This is a genomic window from Janthinobacterium sp. TB1-E2 (assembly GCF_036885605.1).
GTDB lineage: Bacteria > Pseudomonadota > Gammaproteobacteria > Burkholderiales > Burkholderiaceae_D > Janthinobacterium > Janthinobacterium aestuarii.
Window position 1 is genome coordinate 1,238,598 of the sequence record NZ_CP142523.1, and the last position, 23,925, is coordinate 1,262,522.

Sequence of the window (23,925 nt, forward strand, 5' to 3'; positions counted from 1 at the left end):
CTAGTCAAATCCACCTGAGGCATACCATGGCGCAAGACACTCCCAAAGACAACGCAGGTTTTACTTTGCCAGTTCCGGCGTCCGCGCCGCCTGCCGCCGACGCACCGGCTGCCGGCGCAGCCGCCACCACGGCCACCACGTCCACCACCGAGCCAGCGCCCGCGCTCGATCCCGTCAGCACGACCGATACCTCGTCGCGCGATACCTTGATCGGCGGCGTCGTGCTGTTGCTGCTGTTCATCGCCTTTTTCTTTGCCAAGAATGCCTATGCGAATGGCCTCGTGGCCAAGCGCGTGCCGCCGAACAAGGCCAATGCCTCGGGCTGGTGGCTGTTCATCTTCCTGGCCAGCCTGGCGACCGGCGTCGTGCTGGCGGCCGTGAACGCGCATAAATTCCTCGCGCCACTGTTCATGGGGCCGCTGGTGCTGGTGGGCCTGGTTGCGTTACTGTTGACCTTTACTTCCAGCCGCCGCTAAGCACGCCGTAACACGTTTTATCCAAGGAATCACATGGCAGAGAACCTGAACCAAACCATCACCGGCGGCGCCAGCGAGCGCAAGCAGGACAAGATCATCGAACTGCGCCCGACCCTGTTCATCGGTATCGGCGGCACGGGCATGCAGGTGCTGATGCGCGTGCGCCGGCGCATCCTCAACACCCTGTGGGGCGGCGCGGGCAACCGCACGCGCATCGAAGGATTGGCCGACTTTCCCATCGCGCAATTCATCCATTTCGACCTCGACAATGGCGCCGTGATCGAAAGCGGCGAGTCGCAGGCGAAGGACTTGCAGTTCGACCAGGTGAAGTTCACGGATGATGACAAGGTGGTCGAATCGTTCGACATGGACAAGTACAGCCGTGATGAAGATTCCCTGGAAAAATATCCGCACATCAAGGAGTGGCTGCCGCTGACGCCGCAGCGCATCCGCGAATTGCGTTTCGACATGAGCAGCGGCGCCGGCCAGATCCGCGCCGTGTCGCGCCTGTATTTCTTCGACAAGTACGCGAAGATCCGCGACAAGATCCGCTTGAAGTTGAAAGCGCTGAAGGCGGGCCTGTCGCACGAGCGCCAGCTGGCCGAGCTGGGCTTGCGCATGGAAACGAACCGTTTCCGCATCGTCATCGTCGGTTCCGTGGCGGGCGGCACGGGTTCCGGTTCCTTCCTCGACATGGGCTTGCTGGCGCGCTGGCTGGCGCGCAGCGAAGTGGGCGCGGCCGACGTCGAGCTGATGCTGTTCTTGCCGACCGGCTACACCAAGGCCAACAAGGACCGGGTCGAGGCCAATGGCTATGCGGCGCTGATGGAGCTGGAATCTGCCATGATGGGCAACAAGGGCTACGTGGGCCGCTGGGATGCGTATGACCGTCCGGAACTGACACGCGAGCCGTACAGCGAGGTCTACCTGATCGACTCGGGCAACCTGGCGCAGCAGCACACCAAGGATGTCAGCGACGTCTACCACATGGTGGCCGATTCGCTGTTCGAGGATTTCGCCTCGGCCGACTTCGCACGCGCCAAGCGTTCGATCGCCGTCAACCAGGCGCAGCACAAGAACTCGCTGTACAACGCGCCCGTGCCGCAAGACCGCTTCGGCGACATGCGCCTGTATTTCTCCAAGCGCTTTTCCTCGTTCGGCATGGCCGTGCTCGATACGCGCCAGGAAGCGGCGCGCGACGAGCGGGCCCACCGCTGGGCCGGCGCCATGCTGCAAGCGTTCTTTGGCGTGGGCGGCACGGATGCGGGCGCCAACCGGGCCACGGATACGCAGCGCGATAACTTCCTCGCTGCCAATATGTTCCTGAAGGGCACGCCGTTCAGCGATTTCCCCGAGTTTTCCGACAAGAGCATCGAACTGAAGCGCTCGAGCGGCGACTTCATCGATTTCCGCGTCGTCGACGAATTGCTGGAAGACCGCCACGGCCACTTGCTGGCCGGCGTGGAAAACCGGGTCAACACGCGCATCAACGATATCCGCACGGGCTTTGACCGCAGCGAATGGCCGGCGCAAGTGCGCGATGCCATGAAGCACCTGGAACGCGACGCCGTGCGCGACCAGGATTCCACGGCCGACACGACGGAAGACCGCATCAGCAAGCGCCGCCGCGAAGTGCTCGACGACGTCAAGAAAGTCGTGCGCGACCAGCTGTATGGCTACCTGGACAACAAGGAATTCGGCGGCCTCGAATACGTGCTGTCCTTGGTGGAACAGATCAAGGATCGCATCGAGGCGCCGGGCAGCGGACTGACGGCGCAGATCGGTAACAATGCCGAGCGCTACCGCGAAATCAAGGAAGCCGTGCGCTCGCGCGAATACGAACGCCTGCTGAACAATCTGGAACAGACGCGCAGCACCTTCGGTTTCCTCAGCAACGGTGAAAAGCAGGCCGGCGTGGTGATGGACCATTTGCGCACGGAAATGGCGAATGCCCTGAAATTCCATCTGCGCGCCAAGGCGGCGGACGAGTCCGTCATCCTGCTGGGCGAACTGTCGCGCTGGCTGGGCAACCGGGTCGGCGTCGATGCGCAAGGCCGCGCGCAGTGGAATGGCCTGGTGGGCGAGCTGCAAACGGGCCGCGAAGGCGTGCTGGCCATGCTGGCGGAACTCAAAACGGCGAATACGATTTTGCAGAAGGACCTGGACAAGGAACACGCAACCCTGATCGTCATTCCCGTCACAGAAAATGACATCGCGCTGCCATCGGCGGCCACCTTGCGCCAGTGGGCCGATGAAGCGTTCAAGGACATGGGCGGCTCGAAAGCGCTGTTCCCCATGCTGGGCGAACCGGCGCAACGGGGCTTGATCCTGGCCAAAGTCACGCGCATGGCCGAGAACATGATCGCCACGACGAGCCTGGTGGAAGGCGCGACAAGCACGCCCGACCCCCTGTTCGAGGCGCTGGAACAGATGGATGTGTCCGAACGCCTGGACCGCTTCCGCAAGCTGCTGGCCTGTTCGATGCCGTGGATCGACGCCAATATGGCGGGCGACTTCACGGTCGTGTCAGACCAGTTCAAGTGCGTGATCGGCGTGGCCAACGCGGCCGCCTTCAAGGCGAAATTCGGCGCCGAGCTCGAATCGTGCGTGCCGACCCAGGTGGGCATCACGGTGAGCCAGCTGGAAATCGTCGAGACGGGCATCCGCGGGCGCGCCGTCTGCTATTGCGAACTGGCCGGCGTGCCGATGACGGTGCTGCGGGGCCTGGAAGGCTGGCGCACCAGTTACCGCAAGGAAGGCGACAACGACAAGGCGCCGACCCACACGCACATCGATCCGACGCAATTCACGCACCCGATCGCACCGAACACGGATGAGATGAAGCGCCTGGCGGAAGACTTCGGCGAATTCCTGCAAGCGATCATGCTGGGCGTGCTGACGCGCCACACGGGCCGCGTCGTGCCGCCGGGCCAGTACCAGTTTGCCGTCGAGCCGGGCGACTTGCGCCGCATCGGCAACGAGCGGGCCATCCGCCAGAACGGCATGCCTGCTTCGTACGAGAAAAATATCGCCCTGCGCATCGAAGAAAAATTGACGGCGCTTGACGCCGTGCAGACTGCCGCCATGGCGGCGCTGGCAAAATACTATGAACGCACCGTGTATGCGCCCAAGCTGGTGGCGCAGGCCGATGGTTCGCAACTGCCCTACGTCGGTTTTGGCAGCGCCATTTCCGCCGAAGTGGGCGCGCGCCTGCGCGAATCGGCGCGCCGCAAGGGCATGGCCAGCGATGAGCTCGACCGCACGGTGCAAACCCTGCTGGGCCGCCTGAAGGAGTGGGCGAACGTCATCGGCGACTCCGACAGCGATGCCTACGACTGGGAAGTGCGCGAGCCGGAAGCGGACGGTCAGCCACGTTTGAAATATGCGATCAAGGCGGAAATGCTGGAAGCGGGGCGCCTCGAACAATTGCTGCGCCCGGCCGGCGCGGCCGCTGCTCCGGCGGCAGCCGTGTTCGGCATGGCGCCGCCACCGCTGGGTGGCATGCCGCCGCCGCTGGTGGAATACCAGTATTTCCTGGGTATTAATGGCCAGCAGCAGGGACCGTTCACGGCCCAGCAGATCGTGCAATACGTGCAGGCGGGACAGGTCGCACCAGGCACCACCAAGGTGTGGCGCGCGGGCTTGCCGGCCTGGGCCGACCTGGCCCAGTTCCCCGAACTGTCGCCCTTGTTCCTCAGCGCGCCGCCACCGTTGATGCCGCCGCCACTGTGAACGCTGGAATGACGTTGGAATGAAGGATTAGTTTTGGATATCTGTAACAAATGCAAGACGGGTCTGTGGACCGTTGTCAGCCATTGCCCGTACTGCGGTCATGCGGTGGCGGGCGCGGCCAAGCCAGCCGCGGCCGTGCCGCCGCCGCTGCCTGTGCCTCCGCCAGTAGCGCCCAAGCCACCGCCTGTGCCGGTGGCGCCTGCGCCCGCACCGAAAGCGCCACCGAAACCGGCTGTCGTTCCACCGCCAGCGCCGCCGAAGCCGGCCCAGACGCAAGCCGTGCCCAAGCCCGCGCCCGTGCCGCCATCGGTGCCACCCGTGTCGCCACCGCCGCGCAAGTGGCTGCGCTGGCTGGGCGGCATCGCCGTGCTGGCGGCCGTCATCGTCTACATGAATGGCAAGCCGGGCGGCAAGAATGAATCGGCCTGCAATGACGCCATCGATAGCGGCCTCAAGTTGGTAGCGAATGGCAGCCTGGACGGCGCCCGCCAGAAGCTGGCGACGGCGAAGAATGTGTGTACGGGCAAGTCCAGCGCCAAGGCTGACGATTTGCAGGCGGCCATCGGCAAGGCCGGTGCCGCATCCAGCGGTTGCCAGCGCAGTGTGCGCGCCATCGAGCGCGCGATCGATGGCCATCAATTGCAAAGCGCCGCCAAGGGCATCGCCGCGCTCGACATCGATTGCGCGGGCGCTGCCAGCGTGGATTCCTTGCGCAAGCAGCTGGCGCGCCAGCAAGCGGCAGCCGCGTCCGTGCTGGTGGGCGTGCGTCAGGCGCTCGACGGCAAGGATGCGGTGGCGGCACGCAATGGCATCGCCAGACTGGAAGCGATCGACCGCGAAGCGGTGGAATTGCCGCAGTTGAAGGCTGACGTGCAGGCGCTGTCGGCGGCTGCGGCGCCGGCGCCCGTTGCAGCTCCGGTTGCGGTCCCGGCGCCCGTGCCGACGTCGGCACAGCAGGAACCGGCGCCCGCGCGCGCGGTCGAACGTTCAGCGGTGGCCGAACGCCGCCCGCTGGAAACGTCGCCCGTCGATAGCGGCGCGGCCATGCGCAACGAAATGGCGCAATCGTTCCTGCGTGATGCCGAGCGTTCTTTGCTGGAAGGTAAGTTCGATGCGGCCAAGACGTATCTGGAAAGCGCGCGCCGCGTCGATCCGGGCAATGCGCGCATCGACAATCTGTCGCGCCGCATCCGCGAGCGCGAACGGCAAGTGTTGCAGACGGAAACAACGATCAATTAGCTATCTGGGGAGTCACCATGCTGAACCACACCACCTTGCGCGCGGCCGCTGCGCTGACCATCGCGGCCATGCTGGCCGGCTGCGCCACAGCGCCGATGAACCCGAACGGCGTGCGCCAGGACGGTTCCTATCCGCAAGGTGGAAGCCAGGCGGCCACGGATGAAGACCCGTGCAGCGTGGGCACGTCGGCTGCTGCCGGCGCGGCCGTAGGGGCATTGCTGGGCGCGCTGGCGGGCGGCAAGAATGGCGCGCTGAAGGGGGCTGCCATCGGCGGCGGCCTGGCGGCGGCCGGTTGCCTGGCCATCAATGTCAATTCGCGCCAGACCAAGACGGCGGCGCAGGCGGACCGCGACTATATCCGCACGCGCGGCGCGCTGCCGCGCGAGCCGCAAGTGGTGTCGTACACGCCGCAGCTGAGCGCCTCGACCGTCAAGCGCGGCCAGCCGTTCAAGGTCAATTCGGTGGTGGAGCTGGTCAATGGCAGCGCGCAAAGCATCAACGACGTGCGCGAAGAGCTGGTGGTGCTCGACCCGCAAGGCCAGCCGTTCAAGTCCGGCTCGAAAGCCCTGGCCAGCAACAACAAGTCGGGCGGGCGCTTTGAAAACTCGTTCCAGCTGACCTTTCCAGAAGGCGTATCGCAAGGCGTGTATGGCGTCAAGACGAATCTGTACGTGAACGGCAAGCTGGCCGCCACGCGCGACTTGCGTACGCAGCTGGTGATGCTGGATGTGGATACGCGCGTTGACGCGCAGCTGGCGCTGCGCTGATCGCCGTATGCAAATGGGTAGGTCGGATTAGCGGGGTAAAGCCCCGCGTAATCCGACAACACCACTAACGCCAACAATGTTGTCGGATTACGGCCCCTTGGGCCTAATCCGACCTACGCGCCGCCCTGGTAGCCATGCTGGCGCCACGCTTCATACACGACGACGGCCACCGTATTCGATAAATTCAAACTGCGGTTGTCCGGGCGCATCGGCAGGCGGATGCGTTGCTCCGCTGGAAAACCGTCGCGCAGGGCCGGGTCCAGGCCTTTCGTTTCCGAACCGAACACGAACACGTCGCCCGGCAGGAAGGCCACGTCGCCGAACGGGCGCGAGCCGCGCGTCGTCATGGCGAACATGCGGGATGGGTCGGGTTGGGTGTCGGCCAGGAACGCGTCCCAATTCTTGTGCACCTTCATGTTGGCGTAATCGTGGTAATCGAGGCCGGCGCGCTTCATCTTGGCATCGTCGAGCGGAAAGCCCAGCGGTTCGACCAGGTGCAGCTGCGCGCCCGTGTTCGCGCACAAGCGGATGACGTTACCCGTATTGGGCGGGATTTCAGGTTCTACCAAAACAACGTGAAACAAAATGCTCTCCTTATATAAGTGATGCTAGCGTGGCGGCGTGCGCGCCACCACCAATATGCTGACCCTGGCCGCGCCTTCGCTCTTGCAGGCGGCGGCCAGGGCGTTGACGGTATGGCCGCTGCTCATCACGTCGTCGACGATGCCGACATGACACCCTTGCAATAGCGGTGCGTGTTCGGGCGCGATGGCGAACGCGTGCGCCAGGTTGGCTTGCCGTTCCTGCGGCGCCACGCCGCTTTGCGCCCTGGTTTCGCGTACCCGCAGCGCCAGGCGGGGCTGTAAAGCTACGTCCAGCAGGCGCGCCAGCGGACGGGCAATTTCCAGCGCCTGGTTAAAACCCCGCTCGGCCAGCCGGGCCGGGCCCAGAGGCACGGGGCACAGCAACTGCGGCGCTTCCCACTCTGGTTGTTGCTGAATGGCAACGTGCAGCAGTTCTGCCAACAGGGGCGCCAGCGCCAGGCGCGCGCCGAATTTCAGCTGCAGCAGCAACTGGTCGACGGGCGCCGCATAATCAAACGCCGTGATCGCGGCGTCGTACGCGGGCCGCTGGCGCAAACAGCGCCCGCACAGCAGCGCCACATCGTCGAGCGGATTGGCGCACTGGCGGCAGCGGTGGCGCAGTTGCCCGCGTCCTTGTCCCAGGTACTGCGCGCGGCAGGGCGGGCACAGCATTTGCGGGCAGCCGATGCCGCACAGCGCGCACTGGGCCGGCAACACCGTGGCGCCCAGCCACTGGCGCAGCGCCTGCCACGCGGCATCAAGGCGGTGCCGGCTGGCGGTTCGCATCGCGATGGCGTCGTTCCATGTACACTGCCGACATTATCTCACCTCACCCGATTCAACATGCCAGTTCCCACCAGTCCGCCCAAAATGAGTGCGCCCATCGATGCGGTGCAAGTACGCGATTTCTTTTCCCGTCCGGCGCGCGTCGCGCCATCGGACTTCCTGCGCCGCGAAGTGTCGGCACGCATGCACGAGCGCCTGGAGCTGGTGAAAATCACGCCGCACCGGGTGCTTGACGCCGGCTGCGGCCCTGGCGCGGACTTGGCGCAGCTGCAAAAGGATTATCCCGCCGCGCAGATTATCGGTCTCGATGCAGCGCAAGCGATGATGCAGGCGGCGCGCGCGCCCGCGTCGAAACTGGCCAGCCTGAACCAGTTCCTCAGCAAACTCTTGCCGGCCAAGGCGGGCGTGGATTTATTGTGCGGCGACCTCGGCGACTTGCCGCTGGCGCAAGGCAGCATCGACCTCGTGTGGTCCAACCTGGCGCTGCACTGGCATGCCCAGCCCGACCGCGTGTTTGCCGAATGGCGGCGCGCGCTGCGCCTCGATGGTTTGCTGATGTTTTCCTGTTTCGGTCCGGACACCTTCCGCGAAGTGCGCGACGCCTTTGCCGAGGCGGACTTGTATCCGCATGCCTTGCCCTTTGTCGACATGCACGACTTTGGCGACATGCTGGTCGAGACGGGTTTTTCCACGCCCGTGCTGGATATGGAGATCATCACGGTGACCTACGACACGGCGGAAAAACTGCTGGCGGACGTGCGCGCCTTTGGCGGCAACCCGCTGACCACGCGCCGCCGCGGCCTGATGGGCAAGGCGGCCTGGCAGCGCATGCTGGCCGCGCTGGAAAAAACGCGCCGTCCCGATGGCAAGCTGGGCCTGAGTTTCGAGGTGATCTATGGCCACGCCTTCCGTCCCGCGCCGCGCGTGACGCGCAACGGGGAAGCCATCATTCGATTTGACTTGCCGCGCAAACCCAAATAAAAGCGCAAAGAAACCGACACTTGGTCGGCATCCGCGCGTTAATGTTGCAGCAAGCGTTGCAAAGCGCGCGGCGGCCGGGAGAAGGGCGCGCACAAAGCCGATTATTGCTTGATGGATTCAAGTTTACTTGATTATAATCGTTGATTGTTTGTCAGCTTGTTAAGTAGAAAAAACAAGGGCTGCATACAAAATAAAAAAAACAAAGCGAGACGAATTCGAAGTTACTGCATTAGTATAGTAACCATCTTCCACACGAGGCCATTTCGATGTGGGGAAGAAAAACAGGGTTCCAGCATGGTTGCGCGCCGCCGTTTTTGCTGCGGCAGCCAGCATGGAATTCGCTGGTGCTTGACGCACATGGCCGCATTCTGGCCGTGTTGCTTTCATGGAGGAGCGGCAGCGGTCCAGTACGGAGAAGTCCGCAGCCGTTTAAAATATCATTATTTTTTGGGTGGTTGGGGAAAACATGACACATGCAAAGCGACTTCAATCGTTGCTGCTCGGGCTGTCTTTGACAGCGTTTGGCATCGGGCGATGGGCCACGGCGGCACCGGCTGCCGGCACCTATCCCGGCACCGGCGGTCCCGTGCCGTTCGAAATGAATCTGCAACCGCCGGCGACACAGATCGCCCATGAAATCTACGATTTGCACACCCTGATGATGATCATCTGCCTGGTGATCTTCGTGGCCGTGTTCGGCGTCATGTTTTATTCCATCTTCAAGCACCGCAAGTCCCTGGGCCACAAACCGGCCACTTTCCACGAAAGCACCACCGTCGAGATCGCCTGGACCGTCGTGCCTTTCCTGATCGTCATCGGCATGGCCCTGCCTGCCACGCGCACCGTCGTCGGCATGAAGGATACGTCGAACGCCGACATCACCATCAAGGCCACTGGCATGCAGTGGAAATGGGGCTATGACTACCTGAAAGGCGAGGGCGAAGGCATCTCCTTCCTTTCCAACCTGGCCACGCCGCGCTCGCAAGTGGGAGCGCCAGGCGCGCCGCCGACGGAAAAACGCGGTGAAAACTACCTGATCGAAGTCGATAACGAAGTCGTCGTGCCGGTCAACAAGAAAATCCGCGTGGTGCTGACGGCCAACGACGTCATCCACGCCTGGTCCGTGCCCGCCTTTGGCGTCAAGCAGGATGCGATTCCCGGTTTCGTGCGCGACACCTGGTTCAAGTCCGACCATATCGGTACCTTCCGCGGCAATTGCGCCGAGCTGTGCGGCAAGGAGCACGCGTTCATGCCCATCGTCGTCAAGGTCGTATCAGCCGATGACTACAAGGCTTGGGTTGATGTAAAACAAAAGGAAATGGCGGCATTGGCTGATGATCCAAGCAAGGTGTGGACCATCGACGAATTGAAAGTCAAGGGCGAGAAAGTATATGCGGCCAACTGCGTGGTCTGCCACCAGGCGACAGGCAAGGGCGTGCCCGGTGCGTTCGCGCCGCTGGACGGCTCGGCGGTGGTGAACGGTCCGAAAGCGGATCAGATCCACGTCTTGCTGAACGGGCAAAAGAGCGGCAAGTATCCCGCTGAAATGCCAGCCTGGAAACAGCTGTCCGATACGGAAATTGCCGCAGTGATCACTTACACGCGCAATTCCTGGTCGAACAAGGCCGCAGAGAACATCGTTCAACCAGCCGAAATCGTGGCTGCACGCAAGTAATTAGGAGCCGCATATGAGTACTAGCACGAGCACTAGCACCTTGGACCACGCCGGTCACGATCACGACCATGCCCACGACCACCCCACCGGCTACCGCCGCTGGCTGTTTGCCACCAACCACAAGGATATCGGTACCCTGTACCTGTGGTTCTCGTTCATCATGCTGCTGTCGGGCGGCGTGCTGGCCCTGATGATCCGTACTGAACTGTTTCACCCAGGCCTGCAATTTTTCCACCCTGAATTTTTTAATCAACTGACCACCATGCACGGCCTGGTGATGGTGTTTGGCGCCATCATGCCGGCCTTCGTCGGCTACGCCAACTGGATGATCCCGCTGCAAGTGGGCGCGTCCGACATGGCGTTTGCCCGCATGAACAACTTCTCGTTCTGGCTGCTGCCGCCGGCCGCGCTGCTGCTGGCCACGTCCTTCCTCGTGCCGGGCGGCGCCACGGCTGCCGGCTGGACCCTGTATGCGCCGCTGTCGACGCAGATGGGCCCTGGCATGGACATGGCCATTTTCGCCATGCACCTGATGGGCGCCTCGTCCATCATGGGTTCGATCAACATCATCGTCACCATCCTGAACATGCGCGCACCGGGCATGACCCTGATGAAAATGCCGATGTTCTGCTGGACCTGGCTCATTACCGCGTATCTGCTGATCGCCGTGATGCCCGTGCTGGCCGGCGCCATCACCATGACGCTGACGGACCGCCATTTCGGCACCTCGTTCTTTAACGCGGCAGGCGGCGGCGACCCCGTCATGTACCAGCACATCTTCTGGTTCTTCGGCCACCCCGAGGTCTACATCATGATTCTGCCGGCCTTCGGCATCGTCTCGCAGATCCTGCCCGCGTTTGCCCGCAAACCGCTGTTCGGCTACGCCTCGATGGTCTACGCTACCGCTTCCATCGCGATTCTGTCCTTCATCGTCTGGGCGCATCACATGTTTACCACCGGCATGCCGGTGACGAGCCAGCTGTTCTTCATGTACGCGACCATGCTGATCGCCGTGCCGACGGGCGTGAAAGTGTTCAACTGGATCGCCACGATGTGGAAGGGTTCCATGACGTTCGAGACGCCGATGCTGTTCTCGGTCGGCTTCATCTTCGTGTTTACCATGGGCGGCTTCACGGGCCTGATCCTGGCCGTCACGCCGATCGACATCCAGTTGCAGGATACCTATTATGTGGTGGCGCATTTCCACTACGTGCTGGTGGCCGGTTCGCTGTTTGCCCTGTTCGCCGGTTTCTACTACTGGTCGCCGAAATGGACGGGCCATATGTACAACGAGACGCGCGGCAAGATCCACTTCTGGCTGTCCCTGATCACGTTCAACGTGACCTTCTTCCCGATGCACTTCCTGGGCCTGGCCGGCATGCCGCGCCGCTACGCCGACTATCCGGCGCAGTTCACGGACTTCAACATGATCGCTTCGATCGGCGGCTTCGGTTTTGGCCTGATGCAGGTGTACTTCCTGTTCTTCGTGGTCTTGCCGACCATCCGCGGCGGCAAGGCTGCGCCAGCGAAACCATGGGAAGGCGCGGAAGGCCTGGAGTGGACCGTGCCGAGCCCGGCGCCTTTCCACACGTTTGAAACGCCGCCGACCGTGAAATAAGGTATCCCGGGCCGGCGTGTTGCGCGGCCCGTCTTGAATAAAGTGCCTGTCATGACCGAAGTGAAAACTGAGCGTAAAAAACCGAACAACCTGCGTACCGGACTGATACTGGGGGGCCTGGCGGCCTTCTTCTTCCTGTCCGTGTTCGTCAAGCGCATGTGGCTCTGACGTGACGACGCCCCATCAACAGGAAACACGCGGCCTGAACCGCAAGATGCTGGGCAAGCTGCTCGTCATTGCCGTGCTGATGTTCGGCTTCGGCTATGCCCTGATTCCCGTCTACAAGCAGATTTGCGAAGTGATGGGCATCAACGTGCTGACGCAAAAAGATGGCACGGTGGCTTACGACAACAATACGCAGGTCGACACGACGCGCAGCATCACCGTCGAGTTCGACGGCAATGCGCAGGGGCCATGGCGCTTCCGCCCGACCGTGTCGAGCATGCAGGTGCATCCGGGCGAACTGGTGACCGTCATGTATGAAGTGGTCAACACGCAAAACCGCGTCGTCAACGCGCAAGCGATCCCCAGCTACGCGCCGCAGAGCGCCACGCCGCATTTCAAGAAGGTCGAGTGCTTCTGCTTCAAGCAGCAGACCTTGAAGGCCAAGGAAGCGCGGCAGATGCCGGTGGTGTTCTTCCTCGATCCGGCCCTGCCGAAAGAGGTCAAGACCATCACGCTGTCGTACACGTTTTTCGAGATTGCCGGTCTGAGCCAGGCTCAGACGCCGGCCGTCCAATAGGAGAGTGGCATGGGCGAATCCAAGCAGCCTGAAAAAGCGTCGTTCCTGTATTCGCTGCGCGCCGTCGTGTGGTCGTTCACGGGACTGCGCCGCAAGAGCGATTTCGACACGGATTCGGCCAAGCTCAATCCCGTGCACATTGTCATCGCCGGCTTCCTGGTGGTGGCTTGCCTGATCGGCATCCTGATTTCAATTGTTAAATTCGTCGTTTTATAAATTATAAAAAACCACCCTATAAGTTTTTGAGGAGATGATGATGAGTTCCAACCACGCCGCCGTACCTTATTATTTCGTACCCGGCCCGTCGCGCTGGCCCATGCTGGGCGGCGCCAGCCTGCTGCTGACCATGATCGGCGCCTCGGCCTGGGTCAACGACGTCTCCTGGGGGCCGTACGTCAATTACCTGGGCCTGGCCGGCATCCTGCTGGTGCTGTATTTCTGGTTCGGCGACGCCATCAGCGAATCGGAGCAGGGCCTGTACAGCGAGCGCATCGACCACTCGTTCCGCTGGAGCATGAGCTGGTTCATCTTTTCCGAAGTCATGTTCTTCGCCGCCTTCTTTGGCGCCCTGTTCTATGCGCGCAGCATCTCGATGCCATGGCTGGCCGACCTCGACCACAAGGTGATCTGGCCCGATTTCGCCGCTCAATGGGGCAATACGGGCCCGGCCGGCACGGTGCAGGAATTCACCACCATGACGCCGTTCTGGATTCCGACCATCAATACGGCCTTGCTGCTGCTGTCGGGCGTCACATTGACCATTTCGCACCACGCGCTGCGCGCCGGCCACCGGGGCATGACGGCCCTGTTCCTGTTCGCCACGATCTTGCTGGGCGCCATCTTCATGGGCTTCCAGGTCTACGAATACATGCACGCCTACAGCGAACTGAACTTGAAATTGACGTCCGGCATCTACGGCGCCACCTTCTTCATGCTGACGGGTTTCCACGGCTTCCACGTGACCCTGGGCGCCATCATGCTGTCCGTCATCCTGTACCGCGTGCTGAAAGGCCATTTCACGCCGGAACACCACTTCGGCTTCGAAGGCGCCGCCTGGTACTGGCACTTTGTCGACGTCGTCTGGCTGGGCCTGTACGTGGTCGTGTATTGGTTATAATGGCGGGGCAGGGCACGCGTCGTTGATGCGTGCGCCGGCACCAGAAAAAAAGCCGTACCGGGACATCCTGGGTACGGCTTTTTTCTTAGTTTAAGAATTTTGCTAACCAAGCAACGTCGTTAGCACCGGGCTCAGTCCCGCCGGGTCTGACCCCAGCATTTAATGTATGCCCGTCGGCTGGATGTAGCCGAGCTTGTGCGCCAGCAGGATCAGCAGGAACAGAGTGATCGACAAGCCCACGCGCAGGGCCAGCGCCTGCACGGTGCGGTTGCTCTTGCCCTTGTCGCGCATGAGGAAGAACAGGGCCGAGCCCAGGCTGCCCAGGATCAGGATGAAGGCGATGGCAACGAGGATTTTCATGGATGGTAACGCCAGGCTTGAGGAGGTTTCATTGTAATGCGTATCCGCTTCCATTTTAGATGGATTCCATTTGTTGTAATGCTGCTACTGGTGGCCCTGGGCGTGTCGCTGGCGCAATGGCAGCAGCGCCGTGGCGACGAGAAAGTCGCGCGCGCTGCCAGGCTCGAGGCGGGCAACCAGGCCGCGCCCCTGGCATTGACGGCCGCCCCCATGTTGCCGAGCGACGCGCAAGCGATCGAATATCGCAGGATCACCGTCACGGGCCATTTCGTGCCCGCCTGGACGGTGTACCTGGACAACCGCCCCTACAAGGGCCAGGCCGGTTTTCACGTGCTCACGCCATTCCGGATCGACGGTTCAGCCATGCACGTTCTCGTGGCGCAAGGCTGGCTGCCGCGCAACAATGCCGAGCGTACGCGCATTCCCGACTACTCGACACCGGCCGGCACGGTGACGATTTCCGGCATCGCGCGCCTGAACGCGGGCCATGTGATGGAGCTGGGTACGGCGCCGGCCCTGGCGCCGCACGCCATCGTGCAAAATGCCGATATCGGCCAGCTGGCCCAGGCCAGTGGCCTGGCCTTGCAGCCATTCATTCTCGAACAAACAGTCGACCCAGCAGCGGCGCCAGCGTCCAGCCAGCTTCCCGTGCGCGACTGGCCGGCGCCGGACCTGGGCGCCGACAAGCACCGCGGCTATGCATTCCAGTGGTACGCACTGGCACTGATGGCTTTTCTATTTTTTGTCTTTACAGGATTTCGACGTGCAAACAAACAACCCTGAAGCAACGCAAGACAGCAGCAATAAACAGGCACAAAATACGGGACGCTGGAAACTGCTGGCCGTCGTGGCCGTGTGCGCGTTTCCCATCATTGCCTCGTATTTCACGTATTACATCATCAAGCCCACGGGCCGCAACAACTATGGCGCCCTGATCGACCCGCGTTTGTACCCGATACCCGAGGTGCAACTGCAGGTGACGGAACTGGACGGCAAGGCGTCGCCGCTGGCGCAATTCAAGGGCAAGTGGGTGCTGCTGCAGACAGGGCCGTCCGATTGCCAGGAAGCATGCAAGAAGCAATTGTTTGACATGCAACAGCTGCGCCTCATGCAGGGCAAGGAACGCGAACGCCTGGAACGGGTCTGGCTGGTGACGGATGCCCAGCCACTCGACACGCTCGTGATGCGCGAATTCGACGGCACCAGCATGCTGCGCGTCAATAGCGACGCCTTGAAAGCATGGCTGCCCGTGGAGCCGGGCGGCAAGACCAGCGACCATTTCTACCTGATCGATCCGCTGGGCAATCTGATGATGCGCTTCCCGAAAGACGCGGACCCGAACAAGATCAAGAAAGACATCGCCAAGCTGCTCAAAGCTTCGGCGATCGGTTGAGGGGTCTGCATGCCGACGATGCATCTCTCCGCGCTGGCCCAGCTGGGCTTGACGGGTCTGCTGGTGGCGCTGCTGCCGCTGACCATGGTCTGGGTGTCCGCGGACGCCAATAAATACCGCAAGCTCGTGTGGATCGCCGTCTTTTTGACGGTCGACCTGATCATGTTTGGCGGCTTTACGCGCCTGTCCGATTCCGGCCTCGGTTGCCCGGACTGGCCCGGCTGCTATGGCTCGGCCAATCCTTTCCTCGCGCACGAGCACATCGTGGCGGCGGAAACGCTGATGCCGACGGGCCCCGTGACGGTGGTGAAAGCGTGGATCGAAATGACGCACCGCTACCTGGCCATGGCCATAGGCGTCTTGATCGTGGCGATGATGGTGCAGGCGTGGCGCCAGTGGAAGAAAAGCAAACGCGAGGAATTTGCGCCCGCGCTGCCCACGGCGCTGTTTTTGTTCGTCTGCCTGCAGGGCGCGTTCGGGGCCTGGACCGTGACCTTGAAACTGCAGCCCGTGATCGTCACCATCCACTTGCTGCTGGGCATGGGCTTGCTGGCCATGCTGACATGGCTGGGCGGGCGCCAGGACCATGCCGTCCAACCCCTGCTGCGCGCCGATGCGGACGCTGCCGTGCTGCGCCCTGTGCGCGCGCTGGCTATCTTTTCGCTGGTGCTGTTGACCGTGCAGATCGCACTGGGCGGCTGGGTGAGCACCAACTACGCCACCCTGGCCTGCACGGATTTCCCCTTGTGCGGCGGCAAGGTCATTCCGGAAATGGATTTCGAGCATGGTTTCCATCTGTGGCGCGAACTGGGCAAGACGGCCGCCGGCCATTATTTACCGTTTTCCGCGCTGACGGCCATCCACTGGGTGCACCGCAATTTCGCCTTCATCGTGCTGGCTGGCATCGGCTATACGGTGTTTCGCGCGTGGAAACTGCCGTCCTTGCGCAGCACGGCCCGCTGGGTGGCGCTGGTGCTGGTTCTGCAGGCGGCCACGGGCCTGGCGACGATTTACCTGAGCTGGCCATTGTCGATTGCCGTCCTGCATAACGGCGGGGCGGCGCTGCTCGTGTTATTGCTGACCATGTTAAACTACAAGGCTAAATTCCAACTCGATGTAGCGCGGAAATCTGCTTCCGCCTCCGCGCCAGTGCCCTCGGCACCAGCCAGTCCTTCCCGTATCGCATAAATGACTACTCAGACCATCAGCCGTAAACCATCCCCCCGCATCGCCCAATATTGGGCGCTGACCAAGCCCCGCGTGACGCAACTGGCCGTGTTTTGCGCCGTCATCGGCATGTTCCTGGCCAGCGAGGAGTTGCCTGACTGGCGCGCGGTGGTGTTCGGCACCATCGGTATCTGGCTGCTGGCCGGCGCCGCGTTTGCCGTCAATTGCCTGGCCGAGCGCGAGATCGATGCGCGCATGGCCCGCACGGCGCGCCGTCCGATGGCCATGGGCGACATCACGGTGAAACAGACGGTGGTATTCGCGCTGGTGATCGGCGGCCTGGGCATGGCGATTCTGTATCACCTCGTCAATCCGCTGACCATGTGGCTGACCTTTGTCACCTTTGTCGGCTATGCCTTGATCTACACCATGGTGCTCAAACCCGCCACGCCACAGAACATCGTCATCGGCGGCCTGTCCGGCGCCATGCCGCCCGCACTGGGCTGGGCGGCCGTCGCCAACGACGTGCCGATGCAGGCCTGGCTGCTGGTCCTGATCATTTTTGTGTGGACGCCGCCGCATTTCTGGGCCCTGGCCATGTACCGCCGCGACGATTACGCGCGCTCGGGCCTGCCCATGCTGCCCGTCACGCACGGCTTGAAGTTCACGCAATTTCACGTCTGGCTGTATTCGATCGCGCTGGCCGCCACCACCTTGCTGCCGTACGCCGTGCGCATGAGCGGCCTGATCTACCTGGCTTCGGCCGTGGTGCTCAACGCCGGCTTCCTGTATTACGCGTGGAAGATGTACCGCCATTACACGGACTTGATCGCGCGCAAGGCGTTTACGTTTTCCATCATCTACCTGGCCTTGCTGTTCGCGGCCTTGCTGGTCGACCACTACATTCCTATCGGCACATGAAAAAAACCCTGACCCTGTTGTTGGCGGCCGCGCTGGTCGCCGTCCTGGCCGGCTGCGGCAAGCCTGCGGCGACCAAGCTGGCCTTCAAGAACACGGACGTGACGGGCCTCGGCTACGCGCGCGAGTTTGCGCTGACGGACCACACGGGCCACCCGCGCACCCTGGCCGACTACAAGGGCAAGCTGGTGCTGGTGTTCTTCGGCTATACGCAATGCCCGGACGTGTGCCCCACCACCATGGCCGACATGGCCCAGGTGATGCGGGAAATGGGCCCGCAGGCGGACAAAGTGCAAGTGCTGTTCGTCACCGTCGACCCCGAGCGCGACACGCAAACCTTGCTGGCCGAATATGTGCCGGCCTTCGACAAGCGTTTCGTCGGCCTGTATGGCGACGCGGCCGCGACGGCCAAGGTGGCCAAGGAATTCAAGGTGTATTACGCCAAGGTCGAGGGCGAGACGGACAGCAGCTACACGGTCGACCACACGGCCGGTACCTATGTCTTCGACCGCGACGGCAAGATCCGCCTGTTCGTGCGCCACGGCGAAAAGCCGGCCGCCATCGCGCACGATCTTAAACTTCTGCTATCCTGATCCGGTCGCGCCGCTAGGCGCCATCTTCAGGACATGCAGTACATGGACAAACGTTTCGAGCCCCACGCCCGCCTGGCAGCCATCATCTTCCTGTTGATCGGCTGCTTTTTCGTCTTGCGGCCCTTCCTGGCCGCCATGCTGTTTGCCGCCTGCGTGGGCATTTCCAGCTGGCCTTTGTACCTGCTGCTGCTCGAACGCCTGAAAGGCCGGCGCAACTGGGCGGCCGCCATCATGACCCTGTCGCTGCTGCTCGTCATCGTGCTGCCGCTGGCCCTCGTTACCTACAACCTGGCCGACAATGTGTCGCGCATCTATGAACAGCTGCGCGCGGCACTGGAAACGGGCAGCCTGCATCCACCGGCCTGGCTGGCCAGCATTCCCGTGGTGGGCGAAACCATCGCCGGCTACGTGGACCGCCTGCTCGCCGACCGCGAGGAATTACTCAATTTAGGCAAGACGATGCTGGAACCGGCGCGCCATTTCCTCGCTTCCGGCGGCATCCTGCTGGGTACGGGCCTGGCACAGACCAGCCTGGCCGTGTTCGTCAGCTTCTTCCTCTACCGCGACGGCCAGCAGCTGAGCCGCGCCCTGATGACGGGCGCCGGCCGCATCATCGGCGACAGCGCGCCGGGCGTGGGCCTGACCATCAGCCGCACCGTGCGCGGTGTCATGTACGGCTTGCTGGGCACGGCGCTGGCGCAAGCGCTGGTGGCCGTGGTGGGTTTTCTGATCGCCGGCGTGCCGGCCGTGGCCCTCTTGGGCGTGGCCACCTTTATCTTTTCGCTGATCCCCGTGGGACCGCCCTTGATCTGGGGCGGCGCGGCCATCTGGCTGTTCAATGACGGCCAGACGGGCTGGGGCATCTTCATGCTGGTGTGGGGAGGCTTGCTGATCAGCGGCGTGGATAACGTGGTGAAACCCATGCTGATCAGCCGCGGCAGCAGCCTGCCGTTTTTGCTTGTGCTGCTCGGTGTGCTGGGCGGCGTGCTGGCCTTCGGCTTCGTCGGCATCTTTATCGGGCCGACCCTGCTGGCCGTGCTGTACAGCTTGCTGCAAACATGGACGGTAGGCGAGACCACCGTGCCGCAGGGCAAAGATACCCTGACGAGCAAGAAGTAGTTAATCTCTTAAATCCGCATCCAGATCGCGCTCCTGCTTCGGGATCACTTTAATGAGCACGATGCGGGGCCCGTTCATCTTCTTGACGACGATGTCGAAGTCGACAAAGGTGATGCGCTGGCCCTGCTTCGGAATGTCACCGAGCTTGACCATGATCAAGCCGCCCACCGATTCCACGTCGTCCAGCCCCAGTTCCTCGTTTTCGATATCGATGCCGAGGATGCGTTCGAGCGAGAAGATGGGCAGGCTGGCCTTGCCGATCAGGGTGCCGTCGCTCTGCTTGAGCCAGTCGTTTTCATTGCGGCGGAATTCATCGCGGATTTCGCCGACCATGGCGCCGAGCAAGTTATCCAGGGTGATGAAGCCCAGCGGGCGCTTGCCCTTTTCGCCGATCAGGGCGAAGTGGGGCGCGCCGTCGCGAAAGCGGCGGAACAGTTCCAGTGCCGGCGTGCGGGCGGAAATGATGTCCACGGGACGCAGGAACGGCGTGAGCGAGGTGATCGGCTTGCCCGCCTGCTGGGCAAAGAACAGATCCTTGAGGTGCACGACACCGAGCACGTCGTCTTCATTCGTGTCGAAATACGGGTAGCGGCTGAAGCGGTTACGCAGCACCGTGTCGAGGTTTTCTTCCAGGGTATTCGACGCGTGCAGGGCGATCACTTCATTGATCGGGCGCATCAGGTCCGACACCGTCATCTGTTCGAAATCGAGCGACTGCGCCAGGATGTTGCGCTCGTCGCGCGTAAACTTTTCGCCGGGCTGGCTGGTGCGCAGGATCAGTTTCAGTTCTTCGGACGAGTAATGGGCATCGTGGCCGCCCTTGCCGGACAGGCCCGCCAGGCGCAGCACCCAGTTGGCGCTGGCGTTGAGCAGGTAGATGGCCGGATACATGGTCCAGTAAAAGCCGTACAGAGGAATCGCGCTCCACAGGCCGACGGCTTCCGGGTTGCGGATGGCCATTGATTTAGGCGCCAGTTCGCCCACGACGATGTGCAGGAAGGAAATCACGCTGAAGGCGACGACGAAGGAGACGCCATGGATCAGCTCTTGCGACGTGACGCCGATGGCGCCGAACAGCGGCTCGAGCAAGCCGGCGAACGCCGGTTCGCCGACCCAGCCCAGGCCCAGCGACGCCAGGGTGATACCCAGCTGGCAGGCGGACAGATAGGCGTCCAGCTGGCCATGCACCTTGGCCAGGATGCGGCCCCGCAGTCCCTGCGTCTTGGCGATGGCGCGGATGCGCGTGCGCCGCAATGTGACGATGCCAAACTCGGCGGCAACAAAAAAACCGTTCAGCGCGACCAGGAAGAGGGCGAGCAGGACTAGCAAGACATTGTGCATGGGGGCGCTGAAGATGGGCTGGTAAAACGTCATCTTAAACGACGAAGGGCGCAGTATCCTAATTTCCGGCGAATCGGCCCTGCGGTTTTACACGATGCTGCGGCGTGCGGCGTCGACCAGCGGCGCGGCGCCCTGGTCGCCCAGCGTCTGCAACAAGTCCTCGAAGTCGTGCGTGCGGCCATGCGCCAGCTCGGCAGCGCTGAGGCCGATAATCTGCAGGAAGGCAAATTTTCCCGAGACCAGTGCATATTCTTCGGGGTAATGTTCGCTGGGCACCATGATGATGGCGCTCAGCGCGGACTGCTGGCCATCGATGGGGCCGCCAACGGACATGCGGTCCCAGGCGTCCAGCGGTTCCTGGTCACCGAAGCGGCCAGCCGCCAGCAGCATCTGATACGCGGCGAACCTGCGCACCAGCGCCAGCGCCCATGGCGACTGCTGCGGGCATTCCAGCAGCAGTTCGCGGCCCAGTCCCGTCCACTCTTCGTCCGCATCGGGTTCGTCGTCCCATGGATTGGACAGGCCCGACGACACATAGACCCAGTGCGGCCGCTCGGGTGTCGGCGGGCATTCGAACACGCCGATATGCAGCCAGCGCGGATCGACTTGGGTGCAGTTGAACATCTGTTCGAACAGCGACAGGTCGAGCGGATAGATGCCCGGTCCCAGGTCCCCGAACAGGGCTCTGTAGAGCGTTTCTTCGCGCTGGGTCCAGGCTGTTTCCAGAAGGCTGCTTGCGGCGCCGTCATTGGCAAGATTGGTCATGTCGGTTCACTGAAATGGATGAGCATTTGAGTATAAAACATGCAACTTTATGACGGCGTACGGTTCAACTAGCCAATGCGCCGGCCTCAGGCCGCTACCTTGGCGGGGGCCGCTTGCGGCCCGCCGCGCATGGCAAAGACCATGACGGCCGAGACGATGGCCGGGATGGCGACGACGAGGAAAATCGTGCTGTTGGGCCAGTTCAGGCGGATCAGCTCGCCGCCAAGCACGGGGCCGATGATGGAGCCGATGCGCCCGATGCCCAGGCTCCAGCCGATGCCCGTCGAGCGCAGGGTGGTCGGATAGTAGCTGGCCGCCAGGGCGTTGACGGCAGGCTGGCCGCCCACCACGCAAAAGCCGGCGATGAAAATCGTGATGAACAGGAAGGCCAGCGACACGTCCGGACGGCCGATCAGGGCAATGGCCACGGCGGCGACCAGGAAGCACGGCAGCAGGATGCGGCGGAAGCTCGAGCGGTCGATCAGCTGGCCCATGACGAGGGTGCCGATGGTGCCGCCCACTTGCAGGGCCGTGCCGGCTAGCACGGCGTTGGCCGTCGACAGGCCCGCTTCCTTGGCGATGGTCGGCAGCCAGTTTGACAGGAAATACAAGTTCAGCAAATTCATGAAGTTGATGACCCACAGCAGTATCGTCATCTTGGCGCGGCCGCCTGTAAACAATTGCAGCACGGGCGCGCCCTTGTGTTCCTTCTCATGCACGACGTATTGCGTGTCGGCCGTGATGGTGACCGTCGGGTCGATGCGTTTGAGCCACTTGGCGACCTTGTCCAGCTTGCGTTTCTTGAGCACGAGGAATTGCATCGATTCCGGCAGCAGGAAGAACATCAGCACGCCGATGACCAGCGGCACCACGCCGCCCACGTAAAACACGGATTGCCAGCCGAAGGCGGGAATCAGCGCGGCGGACAGCAAGCCACCGAGCACGGCGCCCAGGGTAAAGCCGCACGAGACCAGCATCATCAGCGTGACTTTCTTGCGCAGGGGGCTGTATTCGCCAGCCAGGGCCATGGCGTTCGGCATCACGGCGCCCAGGCCCAGTCCCGTGATGAAACGGATCAGCTGCAATTGCTCGATGGTCGTTGCCAGCGGCGTGACCAGCATGCAGAGCGAAAAGAAGATGGTCGAGCCGATCAGCACGGGACGGCGGCCGAATTTGTCGGCCGTGATGCTGAAGACGAGCGAGCCGACCAGCATGCCCAGCAAGCCCGCGCCAAACACGGGGCCCAGGTTGGCTTTGCTCACGTGCCAGTCGGCAATGATGGCCGGGGCCACATAGCCCATCGCCTGCACGTCGAAGCCATCCATGATGACGCACAGCCCGCACAGGATCAGCATGCCGATCTGGAAGGAGCCGATCTTGTTGTTATTGATGAGATCGGGAATATCGATCGTCTTGCCTGCCGTGGACATGGTGCCGCTCCTGTTTTTTATGGTGATCGCGCCCTGCCGGCGAGGGCTGGGCGCGTGTTTGTCTCAGGCTTTATTACAATCGCTTTTGATTGATTATTCAAACGTTATTTTCGAATGGATTTATCAGCTTTCCTTGTGAATCTTTGTCGTCCCCTGGATGGCCGCCAGGATCACGTCGAGCGCCGGGTGCATGATCTTGCGCTCGTTCGAGATGACGTAAAACTGTTCGCGCAGGGATGAGGCGTCGCCGACCAGCACGGCGCCGAATTGTTCCTCGATATCGGCCGCCAGGCTGGCGGACGCGAAGAACAGGCCCAGGCCCTTGCGGCCAAACGCGTTGAGCATGGCGTTGTCCTCGAATTCGCCGACCACGTCCGGGCGCACGCCTTGCTGCACCATCCATTCGTCGATGCGCCCGCGCAAGGCGTTGTTGCGCGCGGGCAGCAGGAATGGCGCACCGTGCAGGCTGTGCGGGAAATTGTCGCGGTACTGTTCCGCCAGCGCGGGGATGCCGAACAGCTTCATGGCGCTCTCGCCCCACAGGTGGCTGGACACGCGCAGGCTGGCGCCGGCCGGCACGGCACGGTCCGTCAGCACCAGATCCAGCTTGTGCAGGGCCAAGTCGGCCAGCAGAGATTCGAATTCATCTTCCAGGCACACGAGTTTGATGGGCTGGTCCAGGCTGCGCGTGGCGTCGAGCATGCGATACGCCATCAGTTTCGGCAGGGAATCGGAAATGCCCACCGTCAGGCGCATCTTTTCCGCGTCCGCATCGGCCAGCGCGTCCTGCATCTGCTCGCCCAGCAAAAAAATCTGGTCCGCATAGCCGAGCGCCAGGCGGCCCGCTTCCGTCGGCACCAAACGCCGTCCCTGCGGCTGCAGCAGGGATTTGCCCAATTCTTTTTCCAGCAGGGCCAGCTGCGTGCTGATGGTTTGCACGGCCAGTCCCAGCCGTTCAGCCGCGCGCGTCACGCCGCCTTCCTTGGCGACCACCCAAAAGAAGTACAAATGGCGGTAATTGAAGCCCGTGGTTTTCATCGCTACACCCTCTATCTTCTGTTTTTACGAAGTAATACTTCCATTATCTTCTATTTTTAAATGTGTCGCACGTCCCTATACTAC

The 23,925-nt window shown here is 62.4% G+C and carries 25 protein-coding genes; 17 read left to right on the forward strand and 8 right to left on the reverse strand.

Features of this window, described 5'->3' with window-relative positions:
• Positions 1-26 precede the first annotated feature (26 nt).
• From OPV09_RS05630 to OPV09_RS05645, 4 genes are read left to right on the forward strand one after another with little or no spacing between them, the layout of a single operon-like run.
• Entirely contained in the window at positions 27-476 is a 450-nt protein-coding gene (locus OPV09_RS05630; RefSeq protein ID WP_331778623.1) for a hypothetical protein, read from the forward strand.
• A 33-nt stretch (positions 477-509) separates the two neighbouring features.
• Positions 510-4,208, forward strand: a complete 3,699-nt coding sequence (locus OPV09_RS05635; RefSeq protein WP_338680841.1) for a tubulin-like doman-containing protein — start codon at positions 510-512, stop codon at positions 4,206-4,208.
• A gap of 33 nt (positions 4,209-4,241) precedes the next feature.
• Complete coding sequence (locus OPV09_RS05640; protein ID WP_338680843.1) at positions 4,242-5,447, forward strand: hypothetical protein; 1,206 nt, start codon at positions 4,242-4,244, stop codon at positions 5,445-5,447.
• Positions 5,448-5,464: 17 nt separating this feature from the next.
• On the forward strand, positions 5,465-6,214 hold the full coding sequence (locus OPV09_RS05645; RefSeq protein ID WP_338680845.1) for a hypothetical protein: 750 nt from the start codon (positions 5,465-5,467) through the stop codon (positions 6,212-6,214).
• A 113-nt stretch (positions 6,215-6,327) separates the two neighbouring features.
• Here the strand turns inward: OPV09_RS05645 and trmL are convergent, their stop codons facing one another.
• Positions 6,328-6,798 (reverse strand): tRNA (uridine(34)/cytosine(34)/5-carboxymethylaminomethyluridine(34)-2'-O)-methyltransferase TrmL, encoded by a 471-nt coding sequence (gene trmL, locus OPV09_RS05650; RefSeq protein ID WP_092716941.1) that lies wholly within the window; start codon positions 6,796-6,798, stop codon positions 6,328-6,330.
• 24 nt (positions 6,799-6,822) lie between these two features.
• A complete protein-coding gene (locus tag OPV09_RS05655; protein WP_338680849.1) occupies positions 6,823-7,584 on the reverse strand; it encodes a ComF family protein in 762 nt (253 codons plus the stop codon).
• A gap of 57 nt (positions 7,585-7,641) precedes the next feature.
• On the opposite strand from OPV09_RS05655, the gene OPV09_RS05660 reads away from it, so the two are divergent.
• A complete protein-coding gene (locus OPV09_RS05660; RefSeq protein ID WP_034749015.1) occupies positions 7,642-8,565 on the forward strand; it encodes a methyltransferase domain-containing protein in 924 nt (307 codons plus the stop codon).
• A gap of 159 nt (positions 8,566-8,724) precedes the next feature.
• Here OPV09_RS05660 and OPV09_RS05665 read toward each other — a convergent pair whose 3' ends face one another.
• Positions 8,725-8,952 (reverse strand): hypothetical protein, encoded by a 228-nt coding sequence (locus tag OPV09_RS05665; protein WP_128141319.1) that lies wholly within the window; start codon positions 8,950-8,952, stop codon positions 8,725-8,727.
• A gap of 79 nt (positions 8,953-9,031) precedes the next feature.
• On the opposite strand from OPV09_RS05665, the gene coxB reads away from it, so the two are divergent.
• The 6 genes from coxB to OPV09_RS05695 are packed head-to-tail and all read left to right on the forward strand — an operon-like array spanning position 9,032 to position 13,717.
• The gene (gene coxB, locus OPV09_RS05670; RefSeq protein WP_072456862.1) at positions 9,032-10,240 is read left to right on the forward strand and encodes a cytochrome c oxidase subunit II; all 1,209 of its coding nucleotides are present in this window, start codon (positions 9,032-9,034) and stop codon (positions 10,238-10,240) included.
• Between the two features lie 13 nt (positions 10,241-10,253).
• Positions 10,254-11,858 carry a cytochrome c oxidase subunit I gene (ctaD, locus tag OPV09_RS05675; protein WP_219330106.1) on the forward strand — a complete coding sequence of 535 codons (1,605 nt, stop codon included), beginning with the start codon at positions 10,254-10,256 and terminating at the stop codon, positions 11,856-11,858.
• A gap of 51 nt (positions 11,859-11,909) precedes the next feature.
• Positions 11,910-12,026 carry a cytochrome oxidase small assembly protein gene (locus OPV09_RS05680; protein ID WP_217494662.1) on the forward strand — a complete coding sequence of 39 codons (117 nt, stop codon included), beginning with the start codon at positions 11,910-11,912 and terminating at the stop codon, positions 12,024-12,026.
• A 1-nt stretch (position 12,027) separates the two neighbouring features.
• On the forward strand, positions 12,028-12,600 hold the full coding sequence (locus OPV09_RS05685) for a cytochrome c oxidase assembly protein (protein WP_083293044.1): 573 nt from the start codon (positions 12,028-12,030) through the stop codon (positions 12,598-12,600).
• A gap of 9 nt (positions 12,601-12,609) precedes the next feature.
• Entirely contained in the window at positions 12,610-12,816 is a 207-nt protein-coding gene (locus tag OPV09_RS05690) for a DUF2970 domain-containing protein (protein WP_034749002.1), read from the forward strand.
• A gap of 40 nt (positions 12,817-12,856) precedes the next feature.
• Positions 12,857-13,717, forward strand: coding sequence for a cytochrome c oxidase subunit 3 (locus OPV09_RS05695; RefSeq protein ID WP_070305721.1), 861 nt, complete (start codon positions 12,857-12,859; stop codon positions 13,715-13,717).
• A gap of 159 nt (positions 13,718-13,876) precedes the next feature.
• Here the strand turns inward: OPV09_RS05695 and OPV09_RS05700 are convergent, their stop codons facing one another.
• The gene (locus OPV09_RS05700; RefSeq protein ID WP_034748996.1) at positions 13,877-14,077 is read right to left on the reverse strand and encodes a twin transmembrane helix small protein; all 201 of its coding nucleotides are present in this window, start codon (positions 14,075-14,077) and stop codon (positions 13,877-13,879) included.
• A 78-nt stretch (positions 14,078-14,155) separates the two neighbouring features.
• On the opposite strand from OPV09_RS05700, the gene OPV09_RS05705 reads away from it, so the two are divergent.
• The 6 genes from OPV09_RS05705 to OPV09_RS05730 are packed head-to-tail and all read left to right on the forward strand — an operon-like array spanning position 14,156 to position 19,267.
• A complete protein-coding gene (locus OPV09_RS05705; RefSeq protein WP_374106889.1) occupies positions 14,156-14,860 on the forward strand; it encodes an SURF1 family protein in 705 nt (234 codons plus the stop codon).
• Complete coding sequence (locus tag OPV09_RS05710) at positions 14,841-15,470, forward strand: cytochrome C oxidase subunit I (RefSeq protein ID WP_338680851.1); 630 nt, start codon at positions 14,841-14,843, stop codon at positions 15,468-15,470. Before OPV09_RS05705 ends, OPV09_RS05710 begins: the two co-directional genes overlap by 20 nt.
• An 18-nt stretch (positions 15,471-15,488) precedes the next feature.
• Entirely contained in the window at positions 15,489-16,658 is a 1,170-nt protein-coding gene (locus OPV09_RS05715) for a COX15/CtaA family protein (RefSeq protein ID WP_338682234.1), read from the forward strand.
• Positions 16,659-17,558 carry a heme o synthase gene (gene cyoE / locus OPV09_RS05720; protein ID WP_128141325.1) on the forward strand — a complete coding sequence of 300 codons (900 nt, stop codon included), beginning with the start codon at positions 16,659-16,661 and terminating at the stop codon, positions 17,556-17,558.
• Positions 17,555-18,148 carry an SCO family protein gene (locus OPV09_RS05725; protein ID WP_338680852.1) on the forward strand — a complete coding sequence of 198 codons (594 nt, stop codon included), beginning with the start codon at positions 17,555-17,557 and terminating at the stop codon, positions 18,146-18,148. Before cyoE ends, OPV09_RS05725 begins: the two co-directional genes overlap by 4 nt.
• A gap of 42 nt (positions 18,149-18,190) precedes the next feature.
• Entirely contained in the window at positions 18,191-19,267 is a 1,077-nt protein-coding gene (locus tag OPV09_RS05730; protein WP_034748981.1) for an AI-2E family transporter, read from the forward strand.
• Here OPV09_RS05730 and OPV09_RS05735 read toward each other — a convergent pair whose 3' ends face one another.
• The 4 genes from OPV09_RS05735 to nhaR all read right to left on the reverse strand — a co-directional run bounded on the left by OPV09_RS05735 (position 19,268) and on the right by nhaR (position 23,841).
• Positions 19,268-20,608 (reverse strand): hemolysin family protein, encoded by a 1,341-nt coding sequence (locus tag OPV09_RS05735; RefSeq protein ID WP_034749482.1) that lies wholly within the window; start codon positions 20,606-20,608, stop codon positions 19,268-19,270. It lies immediately after the preceding gene.
• Positions 20,609-20,695: 87 nt separating this feature from the next.
• On the reverse strand, positions 20,696-21,373 hold the full coding sequence (locus tag OPV09_RS05740) for a suppressor of fused domain protein (RefSeq protein WP_338680853.1): 678 nt from the start codon (positions 21,371-21,373) through the stop codon (positions 20,696-20,698).
• An 86-nt stretch (positions 21,374-21,459) separates the two neighbouring features.
• Entirely contained in the window at positions 21,460-22,803 is a 1,344-nt protein-coding gene (locus OPV09_RS05745; RefSeq protein WP_034748975.1) for an MFS transporter, read from the reverse strand.
• A gap of 123 nt (positions 22,804-22,926) precedes the next feature.
• On the reverse strand, positions 22,927-23,841 hold the full coding sequence (gene nhaR, locus OPV09_RS05750) for a transcriptional activator NhaR (protein WP_319993375.1): 915 nt from the start codon (positions 23,839-23,841) through the stop codon (positions 22,927-22,929).
• Between the last annotated feature and the right edge of the window lie 84 nt (positions 23,842-23,925).